The following is a 21,778-nucleotide window of genomic DNA, read 5'->3' as shown; positions in this document are numbered from 1 at the left end:
AGAGCTTTGTTATGACCTGTTGGCATTACCCGGATTCGGCCACGGGTGGGACTTTGATTGCGTTCCCTTTGCCACTCACGCGGGGTTCCCAGCCCGGAGTTCCCCCGGCACCGGTAGGGACCGCTCGATGCGCAGCATCCCCGCAGCGGCAGTGCACCGCTCCAGCCAGGGGATGACGGCGCACTCGCTCGCGTGAGGGGTTGCACGGCATTTGCCGGGAGAAAAGGCGGAAGCCAATGACAACGCGTACCCGACCCGCCCGGGCGCGCAGGCGACTCGCGGTCGGTATCGCGGGGGTGGCTGCGGCCACCTTCGCGACGTCGACCGGTGTCGCCTCGGCAGGAGTCCTCCAGATCCAGCAGGAGGTCCAAGAGCAGAACCAGTGGTGCTGGGCCGCAAGCGGCCTGACGATCGCGAAGTTCCACGGGAAGGGCAACGTCAGCCAGAACGAGTTCTGCAACCTCGCACGGAACCGGCAGCAGGGCAGCCAGTGCCCGAACCAGCCCGGCTACCTGCAGTGGGACCAGACGGCCTTCCAGAAGCTCGGGCTGTCCCCCGGCACGGTCACCGGACCGCTGTCGTACCAGGCCGTGGTGACCGAGATCGACGCGAAGCGCCCGATCGAGACCGGCATCTACTGGACCGCGGGCGGCGGCCACGCCCAGGTGATCTACGGCTACACCGGCCAGACGCTCTCCTACGGCGACCCGTGGCCGTCCAGCCCCAGGTACGGGCAGATGAGCCACAGCAGCTACCAGAGCAACGGCCAGTTCCGCTGGGGCGAGGCCCTGTCCAAGGTTGGAGCCTGACATGCGAAACACTGCAAAAGTCACGGCCGCGGCCCTGATCGGTGGCACCGTCCTGCTGGGCGGCAACGCGGCGATGGCCGCGGGGCCGCCGTCGTCCGACGAGACCGCGGCGGCCAAGGTCGCGGCGTCCCCGGCGACGAAGCAGTGGCTCGGGTCGTTCTTCGTCAACCTCGACCAGCACCAGCAGGGTCAGACGACGACCCAGGTCTCCAAGGCCGCGGCGGCCGCGAAGGCGCCGCAGCTGCAGGGCGACGTCCAGCGCGTGTACTCGCTGAACCCGGCCTTCGTGAAGGGCACGCCGAACGCTCCCGTCGCGACGTTCGTCTACATGGCGGTCGGCGCGAAGTCGGCGACCGGGCAGCAGGCGACGGTCTGGCTGACGAAGCCCGGCAACAAGAGCTGGATCGTCTCCAACGTCATCTCCGGCAACGACGAGTCCGCGTACCCGGCGATGGCGAACGGCGGCACGGTGTTCACCGAGCCGCAGATCCGCGCCTGGTACCGGCTCAAGGACGGCCGCGTGACCGGCCTCAACGACGCCGCCAAGACGTCCGTCGGCGAAGGCATGACGGTCGGGTCGTACAAGAAGCTGGTCTCCACCAGGTACGCCGACAAGCTCCCCGGCTCCGCGTACCAGCGCTCCGGGAAGCTCGGCGGCGTCTCGCCCACCACCGGCGTCAGTGAACAGGCGCCGGACAGGGGCCCGGCGCCCGCGCTGATCGCACTCGGCGCCGGCGGCGCGATGGCCGCCGCCGCCGGTATCGCCGTGGCGCGGCGCCGCCGCCAGGGCAGCAGCTCCTAGCTAGCCGCCCGAATGCGGGTTCCGGGAACCGCCCCCCTTTCCGGAACCCGCCTCCCGGCCCGCGGTGACCGGTCCGACTACGACCGGTCCCGCGGTGACCGGGAGCACGGGATGCGCTTCCGGATGGTCCGCCCACCAGTCGCTGAAAACGGGTTGAGCCCGTACGAGGTCCATGTAGATGTCACTGAAGACGACGCGCAGCCGTCCCGCCGCCTGCTCGGCCTCGGGACGCCACACCAGCACGATGCGCTGCACGATCGGGTCGCCGGTGATGCGCCGGAACACGATCCCGTCCCGTGCGCTCGCGGTCGGCTGGTACAGGCCGATGGCGCGTCCCGACCGGATGAGGGAGGACGATATCTGCCAGTCGCTCGACCAGAACCGCACCCGGGGCTGGAACCCGGCGCCCGCGCACACCCCGCGCACGTAGGCGGGCCACGGGCCGTCGTCGAGCGGATCGTCGAGCCAGTCCTGGTCGGCGAGGTCCGCCAGGTCGACGGTGTCGTGCGCGGCGAGCGGGCTGGACGACGACACGCCCACGAGAATGGGCTCGCGCTCCACGATCACTAACCGTTCGAGCTCGTCGCGCGCGGGCCGCGGGACATGGTCGACCGGTTCCTGGAACAGGCCGACGTCGAGGGCGCCGGAGGCGAGGAGCGCGGGAATGCGCCCACCGCCCTGGTCGACGCGCAGCTGCAGCCGCGACGTCGGCGACAGCGCGCCGAGATGGTCGCTGAGTTGTGTCAGCGCCGGGCACGCCTGCACCCCGACGCGCAGCAGCGGCATGGCCGAGGGATCCCGGATCCGGTGCGCAAGGGCGGCGTTCAGGTCGTCGATGCTGGCCAGGGCCGCGCGGGCGCGGGTCGCGACCTCCGCCCCGACCGGGGTCGGCGTGACGCCCTCCGGCGACCGGACGAACAGCTGCACGCCCAGATGGCTTTCCACGCGGCGCAGCATCGTGCTGACCGCGGGTTGGGTGAGACCGAGCCGGGCGGCGGCCTTGCTGATGCTGCCCGTCGCGGCGATCGCTTCGATCATTCTGAGATGGTGGGGGCCGAGGTCCACGAGCGCGCTCCTGTACCGTTTTCGCCCCGTTGCCATGATCTCATCGCATGTTAACCCCGGACCGGTCCCCACCGATTGCAAATGCGTGCCAACCGAATCCGGCGGAGTTCGGCCGTCCCCGGCAGGCCCCGACAAGCCGCGCCGGTGCGGACGGCCCGGGCGAAGGCCTGCTCAGCGCCCCCGCGCCGCCCGCCTGCGCTCCTGTTGCCGCAGCTCACGGGGGCTGACGCCGAACCGCTGCCGGAAGGCGTGGCTGAGCGCGCTCGCCGAGGAGAACCCGGTCGCGTGCGCGAGGTCGGTGATGGTGACGTGCCGGTCGAGCGGATCGCGCAGCCGGTCCCGGACGAGCCGGAGCCGCTCCTCGCGGATCAGCTCCCGCGGCGTCGTCCCGGCCCGCTGCAGCGCGAGCTGGATCTGGCGCAGCGACCAGCCGAGCTCCTGGGCCATCGCGGCGCCGGTGAGGCCCGGGTCGGTGGCGTGCTCCCGGACATGGCGGCGCACGACCGCCTCCACCTCGGCGAGGTGACCCGGCGCGGGCGGCCGCTCGTGCTCCACGGCGCCGAAGTCCGCGACGAGGATGCACAGCAGCTCGGTGATGCGGTCGCAGGCGGCGTCGAACTGCCGCGCGGTGAGGAGGTCGCGCTCCTCGCCGACGGCCCTGACCATGTCGGCGACGACGCGGCCGAGCCCGGCGGACAGGTCGAGGCCGGTGGCGAGCGGCGCGGCCCGTGAGGCGGCGCGGCGCAGCCGGCCGTCGACCTCGTGGGCCGGGATCGTCAGCACGAGCGCGCGGGCCGGCCGGTGCGGGACGAGCCTGACGGGCGCGGTCAGCGAGACGAGCCCGCCCGTCCCGGGACGGAGCCGCGCCTGGGCGCCGTCCCTGAGCAGGATCATCTCGCCGCGCAGCGGCAGCAGGAACCCGTAGGCGCCGGTATCCGGATCGCGGCCTGGGACGGGTGCGGGGACAGGGCCCGGGACGGCGTCGCGGCGCGGCCGGTCGCCCGTCCTGAGGTGGTCGGCGCGGTCCGACCGGTAGAGGACGAGCCGGTAGGCGCCGCCGCTCCGCCGGACGGGCCCGCCGAGGAAGTCGTCCACGCAGGCTCCTCCGCCGATCCGGCCAGCGCACGCGAGCGTATAGGATCCGCAGCCCTTTATCAGGCGATTCCTGCGGAAAGTGATGCGACTCCGACGGCGCGTGATCATGAGATGCGTCCGGCGGCAAGTTTCCTTGCGCGCACGCACAAGCGCGCACGTGCATTCCCGTCCTACGGTGCCGAAACCGCGGCGTATCAATTCGCACCGCCCGGAAACCCACCCCACCCCGGCCATGAGGCGGTCATATCCGTCCGCCTCGTCCGAAACGTGTGCACCGAGGATCTGATGGAGCCATTCCTCTTGGCGACGGCGTTCGTCATCGTGGCCGGCGCCGGTGTCGCCGCTGCGGTCCTGCTCGTCCGCGAGCGGCGGGACGCGGCCGCCCTCCGCACGCGGAACGCCGCCCTGACCCGCGGCGTCGACCTGCGCGAGAAGGAGCTGCGGCACCTGGCGGACGTCCGGCTGCCCGAGCTCATGGAGTCGCTGACGAACCCGGGCATGGACGTCGCCGGACCCCTGCACGACCTCACCCGCGAGGCCCCCGCCTACGACAAGGCATTGCAGACCGTGATGGAGCTTTTCGCCGGGGCCGCCGAAGGCGTCCGCGAACGCTCCGACCAGGCCGCGAAGTCGACGCTGCGCGCGATGATGCGCGCCGTGCAGAGCCTCGCCAACGAGCAGCAGCTCGCCATCTCCACCATGCAGGAGCGCCACGACGACCCGGACGTGCTGGAGGGCCTGCTCCGCGTCGACCACATGAACGCGCAGCTCGGCCGGCGCGCCCAGGCCACCGCGGTGCTGTGCGGGTCGTGGCCCGGGCAGCAGCGGTCGGCGTCCTCGCTGACCGACGTGGTCCGCGGCGCGACGTCCCGGATCCGCGACTACCTGCGCGTCAACCTGGAGGGGACGATCGGCGGCGCGGTGACGAGCCGGGCGGTGGAGCCGGTCGTGCTGACGCTGGCGGAGCTGCTCGACAACGCGGCGCGGCACTCCCGTCCCGACACGACCGTCGAGGTCAACTTCCGGACCACGCACAACGGCGTCGCCATCATGATCGACGACGCGGGCGTGGCGATGGACGCCGAGGAGCTGCAGCGCGCGGCGGAGCTGCTGTCCGGCGAGACGTCCGTGGACGTCCACCGGCTCGGCGACCCGCCGCAGATCGGGTTCGCGGTGGCGGGCGTCCTCGCCGCCCGCTACGGGTTCCGCGTGTCGGTCGACTCCCGCTCCCCCTACGGCGGCGTGCGGGCCGTGGTGTTCGTGCCGAGCGCGCTGCTCACCACCGTCCCGGACGACCGGCTTCCCGAACCCGCGTCGCCCGCGCCGCCGTCGCCGTCGCCGTCCCGTCCGGACGAGAACGAGAGCACCGAACGGCCCGCCGCGACGGACGGGCCGTCCACCGCCGGGGGCCTGCCCAAGCGGAGCCGGGTCGCGACCGCCCGCCGCACCGGCGGGACGACCGGCGGCGCCGCGAAGGCCGCACCGGCCGGCGGGGCGGAACCGGCCGCCAGGCCGCCGCGGGAGACCGCCGCGGGTCTCGGCGCCTGGCAGCGCGGGACGCGGTCCGGCCGCGCCGCCGCACCGCCCGACCTCGACGGACGGGGCACCGACGCCCCCGCCGGCGAGGACGGGGACCAGCGGTCATGACAAAGGGGTTGAACCGCGCGATGGACGACGGCACGAACCGGCTCGGCTGGATGCTCGACGACGCGCTCCGCATGCCGGAGACGCGCTACGCCATCCTGCTGTCGGCCGACGGCCTGCTCATGGCCCACTCCGAGCGGATCGGCAGGGACGACGCGGAACGGCAGGCCGCCGGAATGTCGGGCCTCCAGTCGCTCGCCCGCGCGACCGCCGAGTTCTGCGGCGACCCGGGCACCACCTGGCGGCAGACGGTGAACGAGTTCGACGACGGGTACGTGTTCCTCGTCGCCGCCGGGCCGGGCGCGTACCTCGCGGTGTCGGCGACGCAGCACGTCGACATGGAGACGGTGTCGTTCCGGCTCCAGGAACTGGTGCAGCGGCTGGGCAAGGAGATGACCAGCCCGCCGCGGCCGGGCGCGGAGCATCCCGCATGACGCCCCGCCGGAACGAGCGGGCGCTGGTCCGCCCGCACGTCGTCACCGGCGGGCGGGCGCGCCCCTCCCGCAACGTGTTCGACGTCGTCACCCTCGTCGTCGCCACCGGCGACCTGCCGCGGACGGGTCTCACCCCCGAGCAGGTCCAGATCGTGGAGCTGTGCTTAGGCGGCGCGCTCTCGGTCGCGGAGATCTCCGGGCATCTCGGACTGCCCGTCGGGATCACCAGGGTGCTGCTGTCGGACCTCGTCGACAGCGGGCATCTCACCACCCGGGCCGGCGCACCCGGCGCCAGGCCCGCCCAGCAGCCCAAGGTCCGGCTCCTTCAGGAGGTGCTCGATGGACTCCGCGCTCGTCTCTGAGCCGCCGCCGCATCTGCCCGACACCGTCCGGACGTCCGTCAAGATCCTCATCGTGGGGCACTTCGCCGTCGGCAAGACCACCTACATCGGGACGCTGTCGGAGATCCGCCCGCTGCGCACCGAGGAGCGGATGACGCAGGCCGGCGCGACCGTCGACGACCTTGCCGGGATCAAGGACAAGACGACCACCACGGTCGCGATGGACTTCGGCCGCCTCACGCTGACCGACGAGATCGTCCTGTACCTGTTCGGGACGCCGGGCCAGGAACGCTTCACCCGGCTGTGGGAGGATCTGGCGCACGGCGCGCTCGGCGCGCTGATCCTGGTGGACCCCACCCGCTTGGAGCAGTCGTTCGCCGTCATGGACCTCGTGGAGAAGCAGGGCCTCCCGTACGCGGTGGCCGTCAACGACTTCGACGGCTCGCCGACCTACCCGGCGGACGAGGTGCGCGAGGCCCTGGACCTCGCGGCGGCCACCCCGCTGGTCACCTGCGACGCCCGCGATCGCAGGTCGTCCACCGAGGCGCTGATCTCGCTCGTCGACCACCTCCTCACCCTCGACACGGAGCAGCCGTGACCATCGCACCAGACCACGGGGACGCCGGGCCGGAGCCGGAGCGGAACATCGCGGAGGGACGACCCCCCGGAACGGCTCGGGTCACTGTGGGCGGACGACCCCACACACCCCCCGGAACGGCTCGGGTCACTGTGGGGGGACGACCCCCCGCACCCCCCGGAACGGCCCCGTTCCCGCTGTACGGGCCGGAGTTCACCAAGTCCCCGGAGCTCGTCTACGAGCGGATGCGCGCCGTCGGCGACCTCGTGCCCGTCGAGCTGGTCCCGGGCGTCCCCGCGACGCTGGTCCTGGGCTACGACGCGGCGCTGGAGATCCTGCGCGACCCCGACCGGTTCCCGCGCTGCAGCGAGGTGTGGGAGGCCGAGGTGGGCCCGGAATGCCCGGTGCTGCCGATGCTGCAGGCCCGGCCGAACGCGCTGTTCACCAACGGCGCCGTGCACGCCCGCTTCCGGTCAGTGATCGTCGACGGCCTCGCCCGCGTCCATCCGGCCGCGCTGCGCGGGTACGCCGAGAACGCCGCGGACGGCCTCATCGACGCGTTCGCCGACGACGGCAAGGCCGACCTCATCGCCCAGTACACCCGTCCGATCCCGCTGCTGGTGTTCACCGAGCTTTTCGGCTGCCCCCAGGAGATCGCCCGCCGGCTCGAACAGGGCATGACCGGCATGCTCGAAGGCGTCGACGATCCCGCGGAGGCCCTCGGCATGCTCGAACAGGCCGCCAGGGACCTGGTGGCGCTGAAGCGCGCGAAGCCGGGCGCGGACATCGCGTCCTGGATGCTGCGGCACCCCGCCGGGCTCGACGACGAGGAGGTCATGAACCAGGTCGGGCTGCTGCTCGCGTCCGGCACCGAGCCGGAGAACTCCCTCATCGCCAACGGCATCCGGCTGCTGCTGTCGGACGACCGGTTCGGCGGCGACCTGTCCGGCGGCAGCCTGCCCGTCGAGGACGCGCTGGACGAGATCCTGTGGACCGACCCGCCGATCTCCAACTACGGCCCGACGTTCCCCCGCCGGGACGTGAACTTCCACGGCTACCGGCTGCCCGCCCACCAGCCCGTCATCATCAGCTACGCCGCCGCGAACACCGACCCCTCCCGGGGGGAGGCGAACCGGATGGGCAACCGGGCGCATCTGGCGTTCGCCGGCGGGCCGCACACCTGCCCGGCCAAGAACCACGCCCGGCTGATCGCGTCGGTGGCCATCGAGCGGCTCCTCGACCGCCTTCCCGACGTTGAGCTCGCCGTCCAGCCCGAGGAGCTGGAGTGGCGGCCGGGCGCGTTCCACCGCGCGCTGACCGCCCTCCCCGTCACGTTCCCGCCCGCGCCGACCGCCGGGTCATTCTGACCGGTCGGCGGCGGCGCGGAGGGCGCCGATGACGGCCGTCAGCTGCGTGATCAGGCCGGCGACGCTGGTCTGGTCGGCGCCGTTGACGGTGACGGTGCGCAGCTCGTCCGGCTTGGGCAGCTTCGCCATGATCTCCGGCAGCGAGGCGATGAGCCGGGTCTGGACGGCGGCGGGCGTCCGGTCGTTCTCGATCGCCGCGCGTGCCCCCTCCCGTTCCAGGTCGAGCAGCGCCCGCTCGTGCCTCGACCGGGCCTGCAGCTCGGCGATGGCGAGCTCGCCCTCCGCGCGGAGCCGGGCCAGCTCGTGGTCGCGTTCGGCGCGGAGCCGTCCCGTCTCGGCCTCCTCCTCGTGCCGCTCCCGCTCCATCCGCAGCGCGTGCCGCGTCGTCTCGGTCTGCAGCTCGGCGACCTCGCGGGCGTCGTCGTGCTCCCGCTTCCTGCGGCGCAGCTGCTCCACCGCCTCCGTGTCGAACAGCTGCGACTCGTTGCGGGCGCGCAGCTCCGCCAGCTCCCGCTCGTGCTCAAGGCGCTGCGTCTCCTTGATCCGCGCGGCGGCCATCTCGCGCTGCGCGACCGCCTCCTCCGCCTCCAGCTCCGCCAGCCGCGCGATCTGCCCCTGCTCGGCCCGGTACGGCTTCTGCAGGTTCTCCCAGAGCCGGGACGAGCTGACCACCGCCTCCTTGATCTGCACGGTGACGATGCGGAGCCCGAGCCCCTGGTCGCCGGTGCCGTGTTCCTCGTCGGAGCCTTCGGCGACCGCGCGGAGCCGGGCGGTCAGCTCCTCGATGATGGGCTGCTTGTCGCTGAGGACGTCCCGCACCCCCATCGTGGACACCTTGTCCTTGATCGCGGCCTCCGCCTGCTCGCGGAGCTGCAGGTTGACCAGGCGCATCGGGTCGTCGGAGTCGCCGAAGTCGAGCTTGCGGTAGGCCGTGCGGAAGTCCTGGATGATCCACTGGACGTAGCCCTGGACGAGCACGCCCTGCAACTCCCGGCAGATGCAGTACGCGTTGATCAGGATCGTCTGCGTCGCGCCGGGCACCACGAGGAACGAGTCCGTGGACGGGTTGAACCGGAACGACACCCCGAGCCCGATGTGCAGGGGCTCGTCGCGTCCGCGCCGGGTGTGCACGACGAACGCGTTCGGCGGGACGAGCACGTTCTTCCACCGCAGGAAGCCGCTGATGCGCACGTCCACGGGGCCCGGCGCGGGGCCGTCGCCCGAGGGCGCGCCGCCGAGGGCCTTGTTGCGCTTGGCGATCGGCCCGGGCGGCGGCGGCGCGACGCCCGCCGGCGCGGGCACCGGCGAACGCCTGGACCGCAGGTCGTCCTCCAGCACCGCCTGCTGCGCGACCACCTTCTCCAGATACGTGTTGCCCTGGTCGGAACCGCTCATCTCGCTCCCTCGCCCCTGATCAGTTGGCGGTACCTTATTGCCGGCTGAACCTTCCGGACGGGTTTATCCGTATCTCCGGCCGTGACGACACGTGTGCGGCAGGCTCCCCCGACCGGGCGGCAGGCACCCGCGAGCGACAGGCCGATGCTCGCGATCGGCGCCGTGGCGATCGCGCTGGTCGTCCTCGCGCTGGTCGTCCGGCTCGGCGGCGCGCTCAGCGACACGGCGGCGCCCGGGTTGTCGCAGGCCGGGGCGCTGACCAAGGTCGGGCTCTCGGTCGCCAAGCTCGGCGTGAACGTCGCGGCGGTGCTCACGGTCGGGTGGCTGCTGGTCGCGGCGGTGTTCGTCCGTCCGCCGTCGCCCACGGCGGGCCGCTGCCTGCGGGCCGTGTCGCTGACCGCGCTGGCGTGGGCGCTGTGCACGCTGGCGCTGATCGTGTTCACCGTCCTCGACCTGTTCGGGACGGGGTTCACCGGCGTCACCGGCGACATGATGCGGACGTTCCTCCTCGAACTGCCGCAGGGCCGGGCGCTGCTGCTCGTCCTCGCGGCCGCGGTCGCGCTCTCGGTCGCGGCGAGCCTGCCGCGCGCCGAGGACGCCGCGGGGTACCTGCTGGCGGGGGCGCTTCTCGGCCTCCTGCCGCCGCTGTTCACCGGGCACGCGGCGAACGCGTCGAACCACGCGCTCGCCGTCCACAGCCTGGTCGCGCACGTCGTCGGCGTCTCGCTGTGGATCGGCGGGCTCGTCGCGCTGGTCACCGTCGCGCCGGACGTGCCCGGACGGCTCGCGCAAGTCGTCGGACGGTACAGCGCGCTGGCGCTGGTGGCGTTCACTGTCGTCGGGGTGAGCGGCGCGGTGAACGCCTGGGTGCGGCTCGGCGGCGTCCACCTCGGGTCGCGGTACGGGGTGGTAGTCGTGGCGAAGATCGCGGCGCTCGCCGCCCTCGGCGCGATCGGATGGTGGCACCGCCGCGCGACCATCCCCGCCCTGTCGGACGGCCGGGGCATGCGGGCCTTCGTGCGGCTCGGCGCCGTCGAGATCCTCGTCATGGCGGCGGCCATGGCCCTCGCGACCGGGCTGGCCCGCACGCCGCCGCCCGAGAACCCGCCCGGCACGCTCGACGTCGTCGCGCTGCGTCTCGGCTTCCCGCTCCCGGGCCCCGCCGGGCTGCGCCCCTACTTGCTCGACTGGTGGATCGATCCGCTGTTCCTCGTGCTGATCGCGGCGGGCGCCGTCCTGTACGGGGTCGGCGTCGCGCGCGTCCGGGACTGGCCGTGGCGGCGCAGCGCGTCCTGGGCGGGCGGGCTGCTGGTCGTGCTGCTCGCCACCGGCAGCGGCATATCCCGGTACAGCATGGTCCTGTTCAGCGCGCACGCGGTTCAGCACGTCCTCGTCGGGGTGGCCGGGCCGCTGCTGCTCCTGTACGGGGCGCCGCTGCGGCTGGCGATGCGGGCGATGCGGGGCGAGAGCGCGGACCTTCTGGCCGCCGCGGCGGGGAGCCGCGGGCTCCGGGCGCTCACGCATCCGGTGGTCGCGTCCGCGCTGCTCCTGCTGAGCCTTTACGCGTGGTACGTGTCGCCGCTGTTCGGGGCCGCCCTCGCCAACCACGCGCTGCACTCGGTCGCGATGCTCGGCTTCCTGATCATCGGGCTGGCGTTCTTCCACGGGACGGCCGGGACCCTCGTCCCCGTCGCCGTCCTGCCGCTGCACGCGATCGCCGGGATCGCGCTCATGCTGGACGGGACCGTCCGCGGCGACTGGTACGAGGACCTCGGCCGGCGCTGGGGCCCGGCCCCCCTGGACGACCAGCACCTCGGCGCGCTGCTCCTCTGGACGGCCGCCGCCGCCGTCACGCTCGCCCCGCCGCTCGGCAGGCGGCTGCTCGGCAGGCGGGTGCCCGGCGGGCGCTACTGGCGGGGACGGCGGTCCACGACACGGCTGAGCGCCTCGACCACGGTCGGGTCGTACTCGGCGGCGGAGTCGAGCCTGAGCCGCTCAAGGACGGCGGCGCCGCGGTCCCGGTCGGAGGAGTCGCCGACCAGGTCGTCGTAGGCGTTGGCGACCTTGATGATGCGCCCGGCGAGCGGCGGCGGAACCGGCCTGCCCTCGCCGGCCGGGTCGCCCCCGGAGCCCGCCGCGCCGCCGGAGCCGCCCGCGCCGGACGGGTCGTCGTCGAACAGGTCGTGGCCCGTCCGGTAGGGATGGGACGAGAGCTGGACGATGTGCGCCACCCGGTCCAGCACCCCGGTCTGCTTGATCACCTCGGCGCCGAGCTCGGCGATGCGGCGCTGCTCGGCCGGGGACGCCAGCACCGTCGCGCCGCCCGGGATCGGGTCGCCGAGCGACAGCTGCCCGATGTCGTGCATGAGCGCCGCGTACTCCAGTTCGAGGAGCTCCTCCTCGGACATGCCGAGCTCGCGCCCCATCGCGACCGCGAGCCGCGACACCCGCCGCGAATGCCCCGTCTCGACGTAGCCGCCGACCTCCGTCACCCGCGACAGCGCCCGGACGGTCTGCAGGTACGTCGCGCGGATCCCGGCGTACCGGCGGAACGCGAACTGCGTCACCAGGATCGGCACCGTGAAGATCAGCAGCGCGGCCTCGCCCATCGCGGTCGTCGCCACCGCGATCAGCATGGCGGTGGCGCTGGTCGCGGCGCACAGCGCCAGCTTGGCCTCGACCTCGTCCCGCAGCGCGATGCCGAACCGCGCCCGGACGGCCTCCGCCCTGATCACCGCGGCGATGAACACGTCGGTGAAGCACGACGCGATCACGACGACGCCCATGACGGCCAGCACCAGCGGCCACGGCAGGTCGACCGACAGCACGGGACGGAAGCACAGCGCGACGACCGTGACGTTGAACAGCCGCCGCGCCATCGCGTCGGGGCGCGGCGACCGGCCGACCGCGATGTGCGGCAGCGACCCGACCAGCATGCCCGCCGCGGTGACGGCGACGACCTGCAGCGCCGAGTGGTCGGCGGCGACGACGCCGAGCCGCGCGTCCGGCGGCGCCCCCTCGGGCCCGATCCCGATGAGCAGCGCGTACCCCATCGCACCGGCGCTGGCGATCGGCGCGACCTCCCGGTTGCCCGGCATCACCATCCGGAACAGCTCGCCCAGCGCGATCAGCACCCCGAAGATGATCGCGACGTTGGGCTGCCGCAGGCCGACGGCGGCGACGTGCGCGATGGCGACGACGATGAACAGCCCGGCGGTCGCGATCAGCAGCAGCTGGCCGGAGTCGATCGTCTGCCAGGCGGCCCGGTCCCGGGCGCGGCTCTCACCGCTCATGTCTGCGTGCTCATGGGACGTCCGTCACCGCCGCACTTCGTCGCTCGGCCGCACCCCGCCGCCGGACCGCGCTTCGCCGCCCGGCCGCGCGTCCTCACCGGCCCGCGCCTCCCCGATGGACGCCGCCTCATCACCGGACAGCGCTCCGTCGCCGGGCCGGGCGTCCTCACCGAACCGGACGTCGTCACCGGACCGAGCCTCGTCACCGGGCCGAGCCTCGTCACCGGCGACCCGGAGGGGCGTGCTCGGATCGTCGTGGTCCTGCTGGGTGGTCTCGACGACGTCGTCGTCCGGCAGGACGACCGGGTCCGGCGGGACCCACGGGTCGCGTTCGAGCGCCCGCAGGAACGCCTCGACCATCGCCGGGTCGAAGTGGTCGCCCATGCTGCGGCGCAGTTCGGCCACGGCGTCGGCGACGCTGCGCGCGGGCCGGTAGGAGCGGGTGGACGTCATCGAGTCGAACGCGTCGGCGACGGCGATGACCCGCGCGAACTCGGGGATCTCGTCCCCGGCGAGGCCCATCGGGTAGCCGCGGCCGTTCATCTTCTCGTGGTGGTGCATGATGCCGGCGAGCGCCTCGTCCAGGAACCCGATCTCCCGGACGATCTCCAGCCCGCGCATCGGGTGCAGCTGGATCGCGGCGAACTCCTCCTCGGTCATCGGCCCGTTCTTCTGCAGCACCTTCGTCGGGACGCCGAGCTTGCCGACGTCGTGCAGCATCCCTGCGTAGCGGATCGCCTCGACGCGGTCGGCGCGCATCCCGATCTCCTGCGCGATCATCACCGAGCCGCGGGAGACGCGCTCGGAGTGGCCGCGGGTGTAGTAGTCCTTGGTCTCGACGGCCTGGCACAGCGCGGCGAGGGTGGCGGAGTGCGCCTGCTGCTGCACGTATGCCTGGTCCATCGCCCACCGCGCGATGAGCAGCGGCAGCAGGACGAGGACGGCGGCGAACGGCCCGACGCGCGGCCACAGCCCGGCGATGAGCAGGCCGACCATGCCGTAGCCGAGGCAGCCGACGGCGAGCCGGCCGCTCTCGTGCAGCAGCTCGCGGGGCGTGGCCTGCCGGCTGAGCAGCAGCACGCCGCCCATGAGCGCCAGGTTGACGAGGACGAACGTGACGAGCGCGCCGAGGAACGGGCCGATGACGTTCTCGACCCAGCGGGCCTGCATGGGCTGGAACCGGTCGCCGCCGAGCAGGTCGAAGACCGTCCCGGCGATGAAGCCGCTGAGGGCGAGCTGCCCGCCGTTGAAGATGCGCTTGACCGGCGCGAAGAACCGCTGCCCCGTGACGACGGCGCAGAAGCCGAGGAGTGCCGCGCCGGCCGGGCCGAGCAGGACCACCGAGGCGAGGCTGGCGGCGAAGCTCATCGACACCCTGGCCCGCTCGACGTTCAGCCGGGCGGGCGCGGAGTCGCAGATGAGGAACAGCAGGGCCAGAACGGCGAGCTTGTCCCATTCGATGTCCGCGAAGGAGGACGTCGCGATGAGGCCGGCCGCGAGGGCGACAACGCCGCAGATGTACGCCCAGGCAGCGAGAGGTAGTCCACGCATTGCCGCCCCTCAGGGAGGGAACGCCCTTCATCCGGCCGATCCGCGATGTGCGGCCTGTGCGGGCTTGCCGATCCCGCGCGGGCCTACCGGAGATGAAGAGTGTTCAGTGACGATTGGCGGGCCGTCACCGGGCTGACGCGTGCCTCTCGGCACCTGTCACCTACACCCAGGACACGCCCTCGGACATCATCAGCGACGACGTCGAGGCGCTCCGGCGCCGGTCGTTTCCCGCCGGCGTCACGCGCTTGAGCATGGCTCCTTGCCTCCCCCCGCGAACCGGGCCGTCCGGCCTCGCGGCCGATCGCCGGGACCGGGACGGTCCAGGCTTCCGGCGGAGCACATACCCCGAATTCACGGGTATGCACGTGCTCCCGTCGCTGATTTCGGCACAAGCCTAACGTGGCGGGCCCAGGTCACACAGGCATGCGGGAAAACGTGAGCAAAGCGTGAACTTATCGTCACCTTAAGTGATCATTTGTCCTACTCGAATGCGGGTTACGGATGTGGACGATATCCGTTGACAACGCCAATGCACGTGCATCCGCAATACCATCCGAATAACCATGTGAAAAGAATGCGAAAACCGCTACTCCCGGCCCGATCCGGCGTTCAACGGTGCGCCGGCGCGTTCCGCTCCCGCGCCCACGCGACCGTCGCGGCGAGGCCCTCCCGCAGGCCCACCTCAGGCGCCCAGCCGAGCGCCTCGCCCGTCCGCCGCGGATCGACCGACATCGCGGGCAGGTCGCCCAGCCGCGGCGGCGCGAACTCCGGATCGTCCGGCGCGCCCGCCGCCTCCGCGACCAGCGTGTGCAGGTCGCGGTCCGTCGTCTGGACGCCGGTGCCGACGTTGAGCCTGAGCCCGCCGCCCTGGTCGCCGGCGGCGCGGGCGAACGCGTCCACCACGTCCAGCACGTAGACGTAGTCGCGGGTCTGCGTGCCGTCGCCGAACACCGTCGTCGGACGGCCCGCCAGCAGCGCGTCGGTGAAGATCGAGATGACGCCCGCCTCGCCCTCGGGCGTCTGCCGCGGCCCGTACACGTTCGCCAGCGTCAACGTCGTGAAGTCGATGCCGTGCAGCTCGCGGTACATCCGCGCGTACACCTCGCCGGACACCTTCGACGCCGCGTACGGGGACGCGGGCCGCAGCTCGGCGTCCGGCGGGACGGGCAGCGCGTCCGGCACCCCGTACACCGCGCAGCTCGACGTGAACACGACCTTGCGACCGCCCGCGGCCCGCGCCGCCTCCAGCACGTTCGCGGTCCCGACCACGTTCGTCCGCGCGTCGTGCAGCGGGTCGGCCACGCTGCGGCGCACGCTCACCTGCGCCGCGAGATGGCAGATCACCTCGGGCCGCCGCACCGCGGCCTTCTCGGCCAGCGCCGGGTCGGTGACGTCCATCTCCCACAGCTCCACGCCGGGACGGACGTTGCCGCCGGACGACAGGTCGTCCACGCCGATGACCTCATGGCCGTCGGCGACCAGCCGGTCGACGAGATGGGATCCGATGAAACCGGCCGCGCCGGTGACGAGTGCGAGCACCCGCAGAACGATACCGGTGGTCAGGCGGTTCCGGACGTCTCGGATGTCCCGGAGGCGACGGACTTGTCCGCCGCGCCGGACTCCTTGATCTCGCCGCAGATCTCCTCGATGCGGCCGAGCACCTTCTCGCGCAGGTCGCTCGGCGCCGACTCGCAGCCGCAGGACTTGTTCACCAGCTTCTTGACGGCCTCTTCGAGCCCGTACTCCCGCAGGCACGGACCGCACTCGTCCAGGTGCTCGCGCACCTCGCCGCAGCCGCCCTGGTCGAGCTCGCCGTCCAGATAGGTGTAGACCCGCGCCAGTACCTCGTCGCAGGGAGTCTCATGGTGGTTGCCACAGCTCATGGCTCACTCACCCTCCATCGCCGCGCTCTGCCGTCCTGCCCGTGGGGGGACGACCCCCCACACCCCCCGGTTCGCTGCGCTCCTCATAGGGAACCCCCGCTCGTCCTGGTGAGTCCCCTGTCCTGAGCGTAGTCCTCCAGCATGCCGCGCAGCTGGCGCCGGCCCCGGTGCAGGCGGGACATCACCGTGCCGATGGGTGTGCCCATGATCTCGGCGATCTCCTTGTACGCGAAGCCCTCGACGTCGGCGAGGTAGACGGCGATGCGGAACTCCTCAGGCAGCTCCTGCAGCGCCCGCTTCACGTCCGTGTCGGGCAGGTGCTCCAGCGCCTCCGCCTCGGCGGACTTCAGCCCGCTGGACGTGTGCGACTCCGCGCGGGCGATCTGCCAGTCCTCGATCTCCTCGGTGGCGGCCTGCTGCGGCTGGCGCTGCTTCTTGCGGTAGGAGTTGATGAACGTGTTGGTCAGGATCCGGTAGAGCCACGCCTTGAGATTGGTGCCTTCCTTGAACTGGTGGAAGGACGCGAACGCCTTGGCGAACGTCTCCTGGACGAGGTCCTCGGCGTCCGCCGGGTTGCGCGTCATGCGCAGCGCGGCCGAATACAGCTGGTCCAAGAACGGGAGCACGTCGCGCTGGAACCGCTCCTGGCGCTGCTCCACGGTCTCCGTGGTGCCCTGTACCTGACCCACCCCCTCGGCTGTGGCGCCCGTGGCCCTGACTCGGCCGGCGGCGTCGTTCCCCACAGACGATATCGGCCCGCGCGGCCTGCCCACGCGGGCGGGTGCCCGCGCGTCCTCGCGCGGTCTCCGCTGCTGATCCGCAACGGCTGTGGTCATCGGTGTGCACCTCCGCTGTACTTGCCTGTGCGTCGGTGCAACACCGCAACGTCCCGGCCGATTCCCCGTCAGGAAGTGACGAAAAGAACCCGGGCCGGCGCGTCCCCGTCCTACACGGAGGGTGATGATCACCCGCAACGGGGAAGACCTGACATATACGGCGAGAACAGGAGCAAGTGGTGCATCCGGTGCTGCGACCGGCGGAACCTCCCGAGCCCACCATCGCCAGCCTGCGCGACATCTCCGGGGACTCCCTGGCGCGCTACTGGACGTTCTACTGGGCGGTCGCGGCCGCCCAGCTCACCCGATGGCTTCCGCGCAGACCCTCCCGCGTCCTGGACGTCTCGGGCGGGCGCTGCGCGGCCCAGGCCGCCGAGGCCGGCCACACCGTCCTCGAAGTGCGCGACCCGATGCGGGCCGACGCGCCCGAACGTCCCGCCAAGGGCGCCGCGATCCCGCTGATCGGCGACACCGGCACGCTCGCCTTCCTCACCGACGCCGCCGTGGACGCGGTGATCGCCGAGAACCGCGTCCTGTCCCGGCACCTCGCCACCGAGGCCACGGTCGCCGAGATCGCCCGCGTGCTGCGCCCCGGCGGCCGCGTGCTGCTCTGCGTCGACTCCCTCACCCTCGGCATGGCGCTGCTGGCGGAGCGGAACTACTGGGCGCACCTGTCCGACGTCCCGAGCGCCGAGGTCGTCCTCGTCCCCTGGCCGGACGGGACGATCACCCGCTCCTTCTCCGCCCACCAGCTCCGCGAGCTGCTCGCCGACGCCGGCCTCGAAGTCGAGTGGATCAGGCCGCGGACCGTCCTGTCCCCCTCGACGGTCGAGCACGTCCTCGGCGAGTCGCCCCGCGCGCTGCCGAGACTCGTCCGCACCGAACTGAACGCCCCACACGCCGACGAGTCCCTGGGAATCCACCTCCTGGCCAGCGCCCGCCGCCGCACCTAACGCGCGCGAATAACGCGCGCGAACCCAACCGGGGTCACGGGTCGTGCGGCCGGAGGCGCCCAGCGCCGGCGGGTCGGGGGTTCCAGGGGGTCGCCCCCCTGGGAGTCAGCGCCGGTCGTGTTCGGATTGGCAGGGGAGGCAGCGGGCGGCGTCGGGGCGGGCCTCCAGGCGGCCCTCCGGGACGGGACGGCCGCAGCCGACGCACCGGCCGTAGGTGCCGGCGACGATCCGGTCCAGGGCCGCGGCGACGGCGCGGCGGTGGCGTTCTAGGGACTCCAGGGCGGCCTCCACGCGGTCGTGGGCGGTGAGGCCGGCCCCGGCGTCCGCGGCCGAGCTGTCGCGCTCGGGGCTCTCCCCCCGGAGAATGGCGATGGAGCGGTCCAGATCGTCGAGCATGGACTCCAGGCGGGAGCGGGCTACGGCGGTGTCCACGATGCTGCGACTCCTCCCGGTGGGGATTCCGGGCGATGCGGGAGCGGGGGCTCCGGCCGCCGCCGCTGCGGGAGCGGTCAGAACAAACTGCCGGAATGGTTTCCAGAACTATCCCCAGAAGCCGCCGGTTCTATGAGTTCGGGCCCGTTGTTTTTCACGCTGTTGACCGCCTTCGACACCGGATAGGCGTCCATCGTCCCGGCCATCGCGGGCACCAGCAGGCCGCGGACCTGCTCGGTGTCGGTGAGCGCCGGGTCGAGCCAGGCGTCCCACCGGTCCGGTTCTACGATCATGGGCATCCGGTCGTGGATGCGGCCGAGGTCGTCGGGCGCGTCGGTGGTGATCACCGTGCACGTCCAGAGCCATTCGTCCTCGGGCGACTTCCACAGTTCGTAGAGGCCCGCCATCGCCATGATCGCGCCGTCGTTCGGACGGATGAAGAACGGCTGCTTCTGCGGCTTCTTCTTCTTGGCCTTCTTCTCGCCCTCGGCGGGGTCGGGCGTGTCGCCCTGGTCCTGGAGGGTGTACCACTCGAAGTAGCCGTCGGCGGGCAGCAGGCAGCGCCGCCGCGCGAACGCGCGCCGGTACGACGGCTTCTCGTGCACCGTCTCGAACCGCGCGTTGATCATGCGCGAGCCGATCGACATGTCCTTCGCCCAGGACGGGACGAGCCCCCAGCGGACCGTCCTGAGCTGCCGGACCGCCGGCTCCTCCTCGGGCGCGTCCTTCGGGCGCCTGTTGAGGACGACCGGGACCTGCTTGGTCGGGGCGACGTTGTAATCGGGCTGGATGTCCCCGTCGACGGCGTCGAGCTGGACCTGGAACTCGTCCAGCAGCTCCTGACGCGCGCGGGTGGTGGCATAGCGTCCGCACATGGCTCCCATCCTGCCGCGCTTGAGGCGCGGCGCGCTGGGCATGTAGCGGGTCATGCGACCCATCACCACTCTGGCCCGCCCATTCGTGGCGGCCCCTTTCATCATGAACGGCCTGGACGCCATCCGGGATCCGCGCGAGCGCGCCGAGCGGGTCGGTCCGTCGGTCAAGCCGGTCGCGGACCGGATCGACTGGCTGCCGAAGGACGCCGAGACGCTCGTCCGCATGCAGGGCGCGCTCAGCCTCGGCACCGGCGCGCTGCTGCTGACGGGGAAGTTCCGGCGGCTCACCACGCTGCTGCTGGCCGCGCAACTGGTGCCCGTGCTGGCGACCGAGCACCGCTACTGGACGGAGGACGACCCCGAGCGCCGCGCCGGCGAGCGGTCCCATCTGCTGAAGAACGCCGGGCTGTTCGGCGCGCTGCTGATGGCGGCGTCCGAGCCGCGCCGCGCGCCGCGGACGGCCGAGGTGCGCCGCCAGGTGCGGGAGGCGCAGATCAAGAGCGGCGCGGAGGCCAAGGCGCTGCGCCGCGAGGCGGCCCTCACGCTCCGGGACGCGCGCCGCGAGGCCGCCAGGCAGATCCGCGTCGCCCGCGCCGAGGGCGGGCGCAAGGCCGCCAGGCGGACCGCGAAGTCGATGAAGGCGGCGAGGTCCGCGAAGGCGAGCGGCGCGTACCGGATCGGCAAGGCGGGCGGCGCGATGAAGGCGGGCGGCGGCGCGATGAAGAACGCCGGCAGCGCGTTCTGGGCGGGGCGGACGTCCAAGCCGGGGCGGGCCGCGCGGGCCGGGAAGACGGTCAGGGCCGGGACGGCGGCGCAGGCGGCCAGGGCGATGAAGGCCGGGCGGTCCGTGAAGGCGGGGACGGCCGTCCAGGCGGGCAAGGTCAGGCAGGCCGTCAAGCGCTGACGTCCCGCCCGCTTCCCCGAAGAGTCGCGCCCGCTTCCCGGAGAGAAGCGCCGGCTTTCCGAAGAGAACCTTAAGAGAGCCTCAAATCCGTTGAACCGTGAACGGGAACGGTCCCGTACTTCCTGGTGACCCCCGTACACCTGCACGACGGAGACGCCCCGGCCATGGCAGTTCCCGGATCGACCGGTCGCCAGACCGGCGGGTTGCGGAGCCTGCTCCGCCGCCCCGGCGGGGCACGGCCCGCCGAGCATGACAGGGCGGTGCGCGACGAGGACATCGTCGCCGAGCTCTACCGCGAGTACCACCGGCCGCTCCTCGCGTTCGTCCTCCGGCTGACCGGCGGCGACCGCCCGTGGGCCGAGGACGTGGTGCAGGAGACCATGATCCGGGCATGGCGCAGCGCGGACCGGCTCGACGACCGCACGTCCTCGCTGATGCCGTGGCTGGCCACGGTCTCCCGGCGTATCGTGATCGACAACCGGCGGCATCGCGAGGTCCGGCCGCCGGAGGTCGGCGACGGCCCCCTGGAGAACCTGCCGATGGCGGACGAGCTGGACGGGCTGCTGCGCAAGGTCGTCGTGACGGAGGCGCTGGAGTCGCTGTCCCCGGCGCACCGGCAGGCGCTGACGGAGACGGTGCTCCGCGACCGGACGGTCAACCAGGCCGCCGAGCACCTCGGCATCCCGGTGGGGACGGTCAAGTCCCGCGTCTACTACGCGTTGCGCGCGTTGCGCGTCGCCTTGGAGGAGAGGGGGGTGACGTCATGAGCTCCCAGGTCGCGCACACCGACGTCGGCGCGTACGCGCTGGGGCTTCTCGAAGAGGGCGACCGGCGGGCCTTCGAGGCGCATCTGCGCGGGTGCGGGGCGTGCCAGGCCGAGCTGAGGGAGATGTCGGGAACGGCGGGGGTCCTCTCCGCGCTCGGGGAGTCCGCGTTCGGGGAGTCCGCGTTCGGGGAGTCCGCGCTCGGGGAGGCGGAGGTGGTGGCGGAGGGCGAGGACGAGCCGTCCGCACCTCCGGCGGCGGTGATCGACATGATGCGCCGCAGGCGGCGGGCCGACCGGCGGTCCCGCCGCGCGGTCCTCGTCGTCGGGACCGCTGCCGCCGCAGGCGCGCTGGTCGCGGGAATCGGCGTGGGGACGGTGCTGGACGACGGCACCACCCCGGATCCGGCGCCGCCCGTCACCGGTGAGCGGTTCACGAGGACGAACCCGGAGACGGGCGCGTCCGGCACCGTCGGCCTGGTCGACAAGGGCTGGGGTACGCAGGTCAGCCTGGAGCTGTACGGCATCGAGGGTCCGCTGAGGTGTCACCTGGAGGCCGTGTCCCGGGACGGTGAGCGCAGCGTCGTCGCGGGCTGGCGCGTCCCGGACAAGGGGTACGGGGTGCCGGGGCAGCCGAAGCCGCTCGTCATGCAGGGCGGGACGGGGCTCACCCGTCCGGAGATCAGCCGTTTCGAGGTGCGCCTCGACGGCGGCGGGACGCTGCTGACCATCCCCCTGTGATCATCGGGACGGCGGGCC

At 72.7% G+C, this 21,778-nt stretch carries 21 protein-coding genes and 1 pseudogene; 12 read left to right on the top strand and 10 right to left on the bottom strand.

All coding sequences use genetic code 11. From position 1 onward, the window contains the following. Window positions 1-236: 236 nt before the first annotated feature. Window positions 237-809 (top strand): papain-like cysteine protease family protein, encoded by a 573-nt coding sequence (locus ACH34T_RS20905; RefSeq protein ID WP_395993858.1) that lies wholly within the window; start codon window positions 237-239, stop codon window positions 807-809. A 1-nt stretch (window position 810) separates the two neighbouring features. Beyond that, the gene (locus tag ACH34T_RS20900; RefSeq protein WP_395993857.1) at window positions 811-1,611 is read left to right on the top strand and encodes a hypothetical protein; all 801 of its coding nucleotides are present in this window, start codon (window positions 811-813) and stop codon (window positions 1,609-1,611) included. Here the strand turns inward: ACH34T_RS20900 and ACH34T_RS20895 are convergent, their stop codons facing one another. Further along, window positions 1,612-2,649, bottom strand: a complete 1,038-nt coding sequence (locus ACH34T_RS20895) for a LysR substrate-binding domain-containing protein (RefSeq protein WP_395993856.1) — start codon at window positions 2,647-2,649, stop codon at window positions 1,612-1,614. 198 nt (window positions 2,650-2,847) lie between these two features. Then, window positions 2,848-3,771 (bottom strand): helix-turn-helix domain-containing protein, encoded by a 924-nt coding sequence (locus ACH34T_RS20890; protein ID WP_395993855.1) that lies wholly within the window; start codon window positions 3,769-3,771, stop codon window positions 2,848-2,850. A 285-nt stretch (window positions 3,772-4,056) separates the two neighbouring features. Here ACH34T_RS20890 and ACH34T_RS20885 point away from each other — a divergent pair, with 285 nt between their 5' ends. From ACH34T_RS20885 to ACH34T_RS20865, 5 genes are all read left to right on the top strand, one after another. Continuing rightward, on the top strand, window positions 4,057-5,418 hold the full coding sequence (locus ACH34T_RS20885) for an ATP-binding protein (RefSeq protein WP_395993854.1): 1,362 nt from the start codon (window positions 4,057-4,059) through the stop codon (window positions 5,416-5,418). Further along, window positions 5,415-5,849 carry a roadblock/LC7 domain-containing protein gene (locus ACH34T_RS20880; RefSeq protein ID WP_395993853.1) on the top strand — a complete coding sequence of 145 codons (435 nt, stop codon included), beginning with the start codon at window positions 5,415-5,417 and terminating at the stop codon, window positions 5,847-5,849. The genes ACH34T_RS20885 and ACH34T_RS20880 overlap by 4 nt, the downstream gene beginning before the upstream one ends. Then, window positions 5,846-6,211: a DUF742 domain-containing protein gene (locus tag ACH34T_RS20875; protein WP_395993852.1), complete on the top strand. Its 366-nt coding sequence runs from the start codon at window positions 5,846-5,848 to the stop codon at window positions 6,209-6,211. Before ACH34T_RS20880 ends, ACH34T_RS20875 begins: the two co-directional genes overlap by 4 nt. Beyond that, window positions 6,189-6,788 carry a GTP-binding protein gene (locus tag ACH34T_RS20870; RefSeq protein ID WP_395993851.1) on the top strand — a complete coding sequence of 200 codons (600 nt, stop codon included), beginning with the start codon at window positions 6,189-6,191 and terminating at the stop codon, window positions 6,786-6,788. Before ACH34T_RS20875 ends, ACH34T_RS20870 begins: the two co-directional genes overlap by 23 nt. A gap of 131 nt (window positions 6,789-6,919) precedes the next feature. Then, the gene (locus ACH34T_RS20865) at window positions 6,920-8,134 is read left to right on the top strand and encodes a cytochrome P450 (RefSeq protein WP_395993850.1); all 1,215 of its coding nucleotides are present in this window, start codon (window positions 6,920-6,922) and stop codon (window positions 8,132-8,134) included. On the opposite strand, the gene ACH34T_RS20860 is transcribed toward ACH34T_RS20865, so the two are convergent. Further along, window positions 8,126-9,529 carry an SPFH domain-containing protein gene (locus ACH34T_RS20860; RefSeq protein WP_395993849.1) on the bottom strand — a complete coding sequence of 468 codons (1,404 nt, stop codon included), beginning with the start codon at window positions 9,527-9,529 and terminating at the stop codon, window positions 8,126-8,128. The genes ACH34T_RS20865 and ACH34T_RS20860 overlap by 9 nt on opposite strands. A 144-nt stretch (window positions 9,530-9,673) precedes the next feature. Between ACH34T_RS20860 and ACH34T_RS20855 the strand changes: the two are divergent. After that, window positions 9,674-11,377: pseudogene (locus tag ACH34T_RS20855) on the top strand (cytochrome c oxidase assembly protein); the annotation flags it as partial. Between the two features lie 59 nt (window positions 11,378-11,436). Here ACH34T_RS20855 and ACH34T_RS20850 read toward each other — a convergent pair. The 5 genes from ACH34T_RS20850 to ACH34T_RS20830 all read right to left on the bottom strand — a co-directional run bounded on the left by ACH34T_RS20850 (window position 11,437) and on the right by ACH34T_RS20830 (window position 17,092). Continuing rightward, complete coding sequence (locus ACH34T_RS20850; protein WP_395993848.1) at window positions 11,437-12,822, bottom strand: HD-GYP domain-containing protein; 1,386 nt, start codon at window positions 12,820-12,822, stop codon at window positions 11,437-11,439. Window positions 12,823-12,846: 24 nt separating this feature from the next. Then, window positions 12,847-14,373 carry an HD domain-containing phosphohydrolase gene (locus tag ACH34T_RS20845; protein ID WP_395993847.1) on the bottom strand — a complete coding sequence of 509 codons (1,527 nt, stop codon included), beginning with the start codon at window positions 14,371-14,373 and terminating at the stop codon, window positions 12,847-12,849. A gap of 609 nt (window positions 14,374-14,982) precedes the next feature. Continuing rightward, window positions 14,983-15,912: an NAD-dependent epimerase/dehydratase family protein gene (locus tag ACH34T_RS20840; protein ID WP_395993846.1), complete on the bottom strand. Its 930-nt coding sequence runs from the start codon at window positions 15,910-15,912 to the stop codon at window positions 14,983-14,985. 20 nt (window positions 15,913-15,932) lie between these two features. Continuing rightward, on the bottom strand, window positions 15,933-16,256 hold the full coding sequence (gene rsrA, locus ACH34T_RS20835; RefSeq protein ID WP_395993845.1) for a mycothiol system anti-sigma-R factor: 324 nt from the start codon (window positions 16,254-16,256) through the stop codon (window positions 15,933-15,935). 83 nt (window positions 16,257-16,339) lie between these two features. Next, window positions 16,340-17,092, bottom strand: a complete 753-nt coding sequence (locus ACH34T_RS20830; protein ID WP_395993844.1) for a sigma-70 family RNA polymerase sigma factor — start codon at window positions 17,090-17,092, stop codon at window positions 16,340-16,342. Window positions 17,093-17,271: 179 nt separating this feature from the next. Here ACH34T_RS20830 and ACH34T_RS20825 point away from each other — a divergent pair, with 179 nt between their 5' ends. Next, window positions 17,272-18,045, top strand: coding sequence for a class I SAM-dependent methyltransferase (locus ACH34T_RS20825; RefSeq protein WP_395993843.1), 774 nt, complete (start codon window positions 17,272-17,274; stop codon window positions 18,043-18,045). Window positions 18,046-18,150: 105 nt separating this feature from the next. Here the strand turns inward: ACH34T_RS20825 and ACH34T_RS20820 are convergent, their stop codons facing one another. Both ACH34T_RS20820 and ACH34T_RS20815 read right to left on the bottom strand, forming a co-directional pair. Beyond that, window positions 18,151-18,477: a TraR/DksA family transcriptional regulator gene (locus ACH34T_RS20820; protein ID WP_395993842.1), complete on the bottom strand. Its 327-nt coding sequence runs from the start codon at window positions 18,475-18,477 to the stop codon at window positions 18,151-18,153. Between the two features lie 77 nt (window positions 18,478-18,554). After that, window positions 18,555-19,406 (bottom strand): SOS response-associated peptidase, encoded by an 852-nt coding sequence (locus ACH34T_RS20815; RefSeq protein WP_395993841.1) that lies wholly within the window; start codon window positions 19,404-19,406, stop codon window positions 18,555-18,557. Between ACH34T_RS20815 and ACH34T_RS20810 the strand changes: the two genes are divergently transcribed. The 3 genes from ACH34T_RS20810 to ACH34T_RS20800 all read left to right on the top strand — a co-directional run bounded on the left by ACH34T_RS20810 (window position 19,405) and on the right by ACH34T_RS20800 (window position 21,760). Next, complete coding sequence (locus tag ACH34T_RS20810; protein ID WP_395993840.1) at window positions 19,405-20,256, top strand: DoxX family membrane protein; 852 nt, start codon at window positions 19,405-19,407, stop codon at window positions 20,254-20,256. The two genes, ACH34T_RS20815 and ACH34T_RS20810, sit on opposite strands and share 2 nt — an antisense overlap. Before the next feature lie 164 nt (window positions 20,257-20,420). Next, window positions 20,421-21,023, top strand: coding sequence for a sigma-70 family RNA polymerase sigma factor (locus ACH34T_RS20805; protein ID WP_395993839.1), 603 nt, complete (start codon window positions 20,421-20,423; stop codon window positions 21,021-21,023). Then, window positions 21,020-21,760 (top strand): anti-sigma factor family protein, encoded by a 741-nt coding sequence (locus tag ACH34T_RS20800; protein ID WP_395993838.1) that lies wholly within the window; start codon window positions 21,020-21,022, stop codon window positions 21,758-21,760. Before ACH34T_RS20805 ends, ACH34T_RS20800 begins: the two co-directional genes overlap by 4 nt. Window positions 21,761-21,778: the final 18 nt, after the last annotated feature.

The organism is Actinomadura sp. 9N215 (assembly GCF_044326345.1).
Taxonomy (GTDB): domain Bacteria; phylum Actinomycetota; class Actinomycetes; order Streptosporangiales; family Streptosporangiaceae; genus Spirillospora.
This window is presented reverse-complemented; position numbering and strand designations above follow the sequence as displayed.